The organism is Muriicola jejuensis (genome assembly GCF_010671595.1).
Classification (GTDB): Bacteria; Bacteroidota; Bacteroidia; order Flavobacteriales; family Flavobacteriaceae; genus Muriicola; species Muriicola jejuensis.
In genome coordinates, this window is sequence record NZ_JAABOP010000008.1 from 1 (window position 1) to 6,311 (window position 6,311).

At 39.4% G+C, this 6,311-nt stretch carries 5 protein-coding genes; 1 reads left to right on the plus strand and 4 read right to left on the minus strand.

Features of this window, described 5'->3' with window-relative positions; genetic code table 11:
- Positions 1–355: 355 nt before the first annotated feature.
- A complete protein-coding gene (locus tag GWK09_RS14645; protein WP_163694221.1) occupies positions 356–778 on the plus strand; it encodes a hypothetical protein in 423 nt (140 codons plus the stop codon).
- Positions 779–1,301: 523 nt separating this feature from the next.
- Here the strand turns inward: GWK09_RS14645 and GWK09_RS14650 are convergent.
- The 4 genes from GWK09_RS14650 to GWK09_RS14670 all read right to left on the minus strand — a co-directional run bounded on the left by GWK09_RS14650 (position 1,302) and on the right by GWK09_RS14670 (position 6,268).
- Complete coding sequence (locus GWK09_RS14650) at positions 1,302–2,084, minus strand: hypothetical protein (RefSeq protein WP_163694222.1); 783 nt, start codon at positions 2,082–2,084, stop codon at positions 1,302–1,304.
- 2,401 nt (positions 2,085–4,485) lie between these two features.
- Entirely contained in the window at positions 4,486–4,923 is a 438-nt protein-coding gene (locus GWK09_RS14660; RefSeq protein ID WP_163694224.1) for a hypothetical protein, read from the minus strand.
- A gap of 154 nt (positions 4,924–5,077) precedes the next feature.
- A complete protein-coding gene (locus tag GWK09_RS14665; RefSeq protein ID WP_163694225.1) occupies positions 5,078–5,503 on the minus strand; it encodes a hypothetical protein in 426 nt (141 codons plus the stop codon).
- Between the two features lie 138 nt (positions 5,504–5,641).
- On the minus strand, positions 5,642–6,268 hold the full coding sequence (locus GWK09_RS14670) for a DUF998 domain-containing protein (RefSeq protein ID WP_163694226.1): 627 nt from the start codon (positions 6,266–6,268) through the stop codon (positions 5,642–5,644).
- Between the last annotated feature and the right edge of the window lie 43 nt (positions 6,269–6,311).

Consider the following 6,311-nt stretch of genomic DNA (forward strand, 5'->3'; position numbering starts at 1 on the left):
AGATTCCAAATTCTGAAGGCAAATCCTGTTCTGAGGTCTGAGAAAACAGGCTTTGGGATATGGCAGAGAGAACAATCAGGTAAAAAAAGAGGTTTTTTTTCATTTTCAAAAAATAGCACACAACGGTTCCGGCTATGGTTTGGCGCCTGGAGGCGCCAGCCTTCCGTATTGTTTTTGTTCATCCCTAAAATAGCAAATAATCCCAGACCTCTGAGGGCGATGAACCATAGCCGTTGTTGCCCAACGTTTACGGACGTCGCTCCATCCCTAATATCTCCAGTATTAGATCACAATTCACTGAAAAGTTTGCCTTAACTTTCGATTGTTATAAAATCTAATCAAAAGATCCAGAATATTGTATAAAGGATATATTTTATTTCTCATAACCATTCTTGTCTCTTGTAAATCTAATTTCAAAGGCAATACTTATTTACAAGGAAACTGGAAATCAGGAGAACGAAACGAAGTATTTCCCGAATATACCGAAGTATATTACTCTAATTCGGAAATTTATTATTGGACATCTTTTGGGCTCTCATCCAATAAGTACAAAATCGAGGACGGAGAATATTTTTTGTTCGACAGCTCAACCAATAATTTTGAAAACACAGGAAGACTTATAAAGCTTGGAAAGGACAGACTGACCTTTCGTACGGATCAAAAACAGGTAACTTTCCTCCGTGTTGAAGATCAAAAGACTTTGGAAGATTTTGTTACCGGAAAAATTTCAGAAGAGGAATATATCGAAGCTTTTGAGAAAAGATTGATAGAGTGGTAAGGGTTTCTTTGAAACCAGTATTTATTTCAATGTTGGGCAACGGTTCCGGCTATGACCCGGCGCCTGGATGCGCAGACCTAACCAGTTTTGATTAATAAACTCTAATGTAGGAAAATTTCCCAAGCCTTGGCCGGCGATGGGTTATAGGCGTTGTTAGGTAACGTTATTTTACTTTTCCCTTACGTCACTTTTGGACTTCTTTTTCCCAACGAAGTTAATCCCGACCGTCATAAATATTCCAAAAAATAAGAAGTGATACACGAACTTCCACGGATTAAATACATCCCCACCGAGGAAATCCAAACCGGCCATTCCGATAGCGAAAAGACTGCCGGCTAAGAGGAATACGCGGATCACATTTTTTGAAAATATTTTCTTCACTTGATTATGTTACCTAACGGTTCCGGCTATGGTTTGGCGCCTGGAGGCGCCAGCCTTCCGTATTGATTTGTTAATCCCTAAAATAGCAAATAATCCCAGACCTCTGAGGGCGATGAACCATAGCCGTTGTTGTACACAGTATTTATTTCATCAATTCAATTTGAAATTTCGTAGCATCATACGCCATTTGCAAACCTCTCAGGTCAGATTTTGATCTGTTTTTTTCAAACAGGTCGTTTAGGTATGCTGTTTGCATAATCACATTTTCCTTCTCCTTCTGGAATATGTGGTATTTCAAAAGAATTAAATTAGCCTCAATCTTTTCCGATACGTTTAAATCACTTTGATTAAGGACTTCTTCTAACGTGTTTTTTATTTCGGAATCGTTTTCGGTTAGTTCATCGAATAGGTAAGCATTGGCTAAATCAGATTTTGTCAAACTTGAGTAGTCATTCTGATCTGACATATCTTTTCTATAGGTCATTTTGCTTCCATTTAGAAAATACCATCTAGTGTAAGAATCATTTTCAATCTTAATTTCCTTTTCAAATTCCTTTTTCTTTACACTCCAATTGGTGAAAGCAATCAATAATTCGGTTCCGTCATCTTTCTTTAAAATTGCAAATCGAATTAGATAATTTCTATTTCCAGGTTTTTCTATTTCAATATCTAATTTATTTTCTACGGAAACATATTTTTTTAGAGCTGTTAATATTGAGGAAACATCTTTTGAAGTTGCTTCTGGGAACAAATTTTCTCTCAGAAACAAGTCGATGTATAAATAGTGAGTTAAATAAAAATCATCCATTTTCAAATAATTCAATTCCGTTAAATGGTCAGTTTTTATTCTAATCTTTTCAGATTGAGAAAACACAACAGTTGTGAAAAAGATTGAAAGTAAAAGGGTAATTAATTTTCTATTCATTTTTGTTGGTAAATATTGTGTACAACGGTTCCGGCTATGGCCCGGCGCCTCACTGCGTAGACCTTTCCAGGAATAATTAATAAACCCTAATGTAGGAAAATTTCCCAAGCCTCGGCCGGCGATGGGCTATAGCCGTTGTTGTGCATTGTTATCCCACTAGAGTTGGCGGATTCAGGATTGCATCTTTCACCACCTGAGCAACTGAATCAAATGATATTCCTTTCGATAGACAATAACTACTTCTTAGCCAATCTTCAATTAGCTTAGCTCCTTTACTGGCGTTACAAGAGGTACAGCATAGCGCTATGTTATTTACACCATTAATTCGAATATCATTGACTATGTGCTCCCAAGTAGGTTTAGTTTTCCTCGAAGCATGAGCGATAGAAAAATCCACACCGCAATAAACACAAGCACCATCCCGCAACCTTACTACATTCTCCACATCTTTCGGGATTCCCCAATTATTGGCCATACTTTTTAATAATGCACAACGGTTCCGGCTATGGCCCGGCGCCTCGATGGACAGATCAACCCCGGATTGATTAATAAACCCTAATGTAGGAAAATTTCCCCAAGCCTTGGCCGGCGATGGGCTATAGCCGTTGTTAGCATTAGTGTATAGCGATCAGTTTGCACCTCAATAACTCTTAAGGCTTAAAGAATTTTTGTAATTTAATACCATGGATATTCCTAAAGAAGCTTTATACATCCTTGTCCCAGTAATATTTTTGGCCTTAGCTATGAGCTTGCTTAATTACCTAACAAGAAATAGCAGGAATTTCAGAAGTAGCAGAAACAGAAGGGCGAGAAAGCAGGACTAGCTTGCGACTTTCCACTCGCTAAGTTTAATCTCGAGACGATTTCTGCTTTCAGTCAACAACACCTCCCATTTAACCTGTATTCAGCCGTGTTATATTTCTATCATTAATGCTAACTGTTCCGGCTATGGTTTGGCGCCTGAGGGCGCCATCTTTCCGGTTTTGTTATTTATTTGACCTAAAATAGAAAAAAAACCCGACCCCGGCCGGCGCTAAACTATAGCCGTTGTTACCTAACGTAGCTAGCACCGCCCAGACCCCTTGAGAATTCCCAGATCTCCGCAGAACTACCCCAGAAAAACCTCCGAGTGAAGACCATAGCAAAAGAAGGAACATTGGTCATTGACCGACCTTGGCTTTACAAAAGGACTTTGAGTTTTGACTTGAAGATAAACGCTATGGTAGGTAACGGTCTCGGCTATGGTTTGGCGCCTGGGGGCGCCAGCCTTCCGTATTGTTTTGTTAATCCCTAAAATAGCAAATAATCCCAGACCCTGGAGGGCGATGAACCATAGCCGTTGTTGTCATTAGTTAAGTAATGATATGGGTAGACCTCACTCAGAATCACTACTTACCTGATTACCCTTCCAAAGAGGACTTGCGATTTTAATCAGATAAAGAATAGCTAGAAAAGCAAATATCCCAGCCGTCCAATAACTACCTTTTAAATAGTAATTGATTCCGCCTGCTATTCCCACAAATAGCCAAATGAAGTCAGTTAAAATATTTCCTTTGAATAGCTTCTTAAGCATTTCCATTTTTAGATAATTAATGACAACGGTCCTGGCTATGGCCCGGCGCCTCGATGGACAGACCACTCCAGAAATGATTAATAAACTCTAATGTAGGAAAATTTCCCATGCTTTGGCCGGCGATGGGCTATAGGCGTTGTTATGCTCCGTACCGACACGTCTGAGTAAACATGTTCCCTCCGTGCTGCCGTAGCCCTCCGTTCCCCTCCGTAACGCTGCAAAGATATGCCGTCCAACCGCTTGAGTGATCCGCACAGCCGTCACCCTTGCGTAACCCTTGCGAACTGCCGTAAAGCTTTGCGCTAAAATTGGAAAGGAGGTATTGAGTATAACGGTTCCGGCTATGGTTTGGCGCCTGGACGCCCGAGCCTTCCGTTTTGTTTTGTTAATCCCTAAAATAGCAAATAATCCCGGACCTCTGAGGGCGATGAACCATAGCCGTTGTTGGGCTATCGTTACATCCTACTTTTTGAATTAAGTAATTTTTCCTTCTTTTCGTATTTGTACCCTAACAACATGAAAATAGCACCCAAAAAAAGACAAACACCCCAAGCCCAGCTGAAGTAATTCTCATTAATGAGCCACTTCGTTACAAATAGGGGTAAATTGATAACTAACAGAATAGCGCCAACCAAATAGTATCGGTTTATCAAGTGTTTTTTCCAACTCATGAAGTAGCAAAGTCAATTCAATTAATGTAGCCCAACGGTTCCGGCTATGGCCCGGCGCCTCGATGGACAGACCAACCCCGGATTGATTAATAAACTCTAAAGTAGGAAAATTTCCCTAGCCTTGGCCGGCGATGGGTTATAGCCGTTGTTAGCAGCTTTATTTTGTAATTGCTATACGAATTTTATGGCTAATTAATAGGCCAATAGATATTGCGGTTAAGACTGTACAGATTACAAAAGCAACGATCGCTATTTTACCCCACATCCATTCTCCCTCAGGCTGAAGGCTCATAATTAAACCAAATACGGTCCAAATTATTAGGTTAATTATTGCTGAGTATTTGAAGGAAGTTACAATTAACCTTTCTCCTTTTTTGATACTGTTTTTTGCGATTAAAGCTCCGATCCAAAGGGAAATTAAAAACGCAATAGACAACCCAATTATAGCCTTTCCAAAAGAAACCAACACGACCATTGTGAAAAGACCTTCACCCAAGAGCAATGGAGCGAAGATCGCTGCTGCAATCCATCCCAACCCAATGGGTAATCCAATTAAGTAAGAGTAGAATAAACTTCTTCGCAATTCAATATCCATAATACTCTTGTCAAAATATTGCTGCTAACGGCCCCGGCTATGGTTTGGCGCCTGGAGGCGCCAGCCTTCCGTCTTGTTTTTGTTAATCCCTAAAATAGCAAATTATCCCAGACCCTGGAGGGCGATAAACCATAGCCGTTGTTAGCTACTGGCGTCACTCAATAATCCTCATACTTTGCAAATTGACACCCAACCTTAAGGCTTTACGCTTGTCATAAGGACCATGCTCCACAACGAACGTTTTTTCATACTCCTGATCAACTTGCCATGAAATGACTTTTGGATTTAAGAAGGGGCCAATTTTAAATAGATTTTGTTCTGGCTCTTCATCAAAGGCTGAAATAGCAACTAGTAAATTATCAGAAACCTCGGAACTTGGAAAGCCTGCACTAGCCGTTCCATTGTCCAATTTGTAGATTCTAACTGAGAGATTATGTTCCACATTCTCGCCAATTAAGTGAGCGGAATTGAGGGCTTTGATTAATTCTGCATTTTCCGAAATTTCAATGCCAAGTTCATCCTGAGCAAAAGAAGTATAGGTGAGTAAAAACACTGAAAGAGAAAAAATTGTTCTAAACATTCTCTTGCTTTACGCTTGTAGCTAACGATTCCGGCTATGGCCCGGCGCCTCGATGGAAAGACCTAACCGCTATTAATTAATAAACTCTAAAGTAGGAAAAATTACCTATCCTTGGCCGGCGATGGGCTATAGCCGTTGTTACCTGCTGGCTTTTGGGTTCTTTACTTTTAAAGCGCAAAGCACGATCCATAAGATAAATGTTGATTCCACTGTCCTTTGTAGTAGTCCAACATAATCAGAATAGGTATAAGTAATTAAAACAACTACAAAGAAAAAACCAATTGAACCAAGGGCAAATGATTGCACCGAGAAGGAATTATATCCAATACTTCTTGCACCAAATCCAGTTAGTACTATGGATGACGGAACGATAATATAAGTTAACAACCCTGTTAAATTATGAATTAGTTGAGAAGTACTTGGGTTTATTAATTCTCTGTTACATCCGCTATCACATGGAAAAATTGAAACTACAATAGTTGCTACCCCATAAAATATTCCAATTCCATAGAAGCCTATTCTACTCCATTTGGAAGCTTTAAAATGGTGTAGTGCACGAAAGCAGAATATTGTTAAAAGTATTCCACTTGGGATAAAGCCGAAAAGTCTTAAAATCAATCCATATTTAGTGTCAATAGCGTAAGTTTCGCTAATAAACTGTTTAAAAATATCATAACCATCTATTAAAAATCCACCAATAAGTGATGTAATAACGAATAAAAATGCTCCGAGTATTCCAGTAAAGAAAACAAGTTTATTTTTCATTCATATTTGTTATTCAAGCTTGCAGGTAACGGTTCCGGCTATG

Excerpts from the sequence above, each read along its gene's own strand:
- GWK09_RS14665 (WP_163694225.1), bottom strand. The coding sequence starts at position 5,503 with ATGTTTAGAACAATTTTTTCTCTTTCAGTGTTTTTACTCACCTATACT.
- GWK09_RS14650 (WP_163694222.1), bottom strand. The coding sequence starts at position 2,084 with ATGAATAGAAAATTAATTACCCTTTTACTTTCAATCTTTTTCACAACT.
- GWK09_RS14660 (WP_163694224.1), bottom strand. The coding sequence starts at position 4,923 with ATGGATATTGAATTGCGAAGAAGTTTATTCTACTCTTACTTAATTGGA.
- GWK09_RS14670 (WP_163694226.1), bottom strand. The coding sequence starts at position 6,268 with ATGAAAAATAAACTTGTTTTCTTTACTGGAATACTCGGAGCATTTTTA.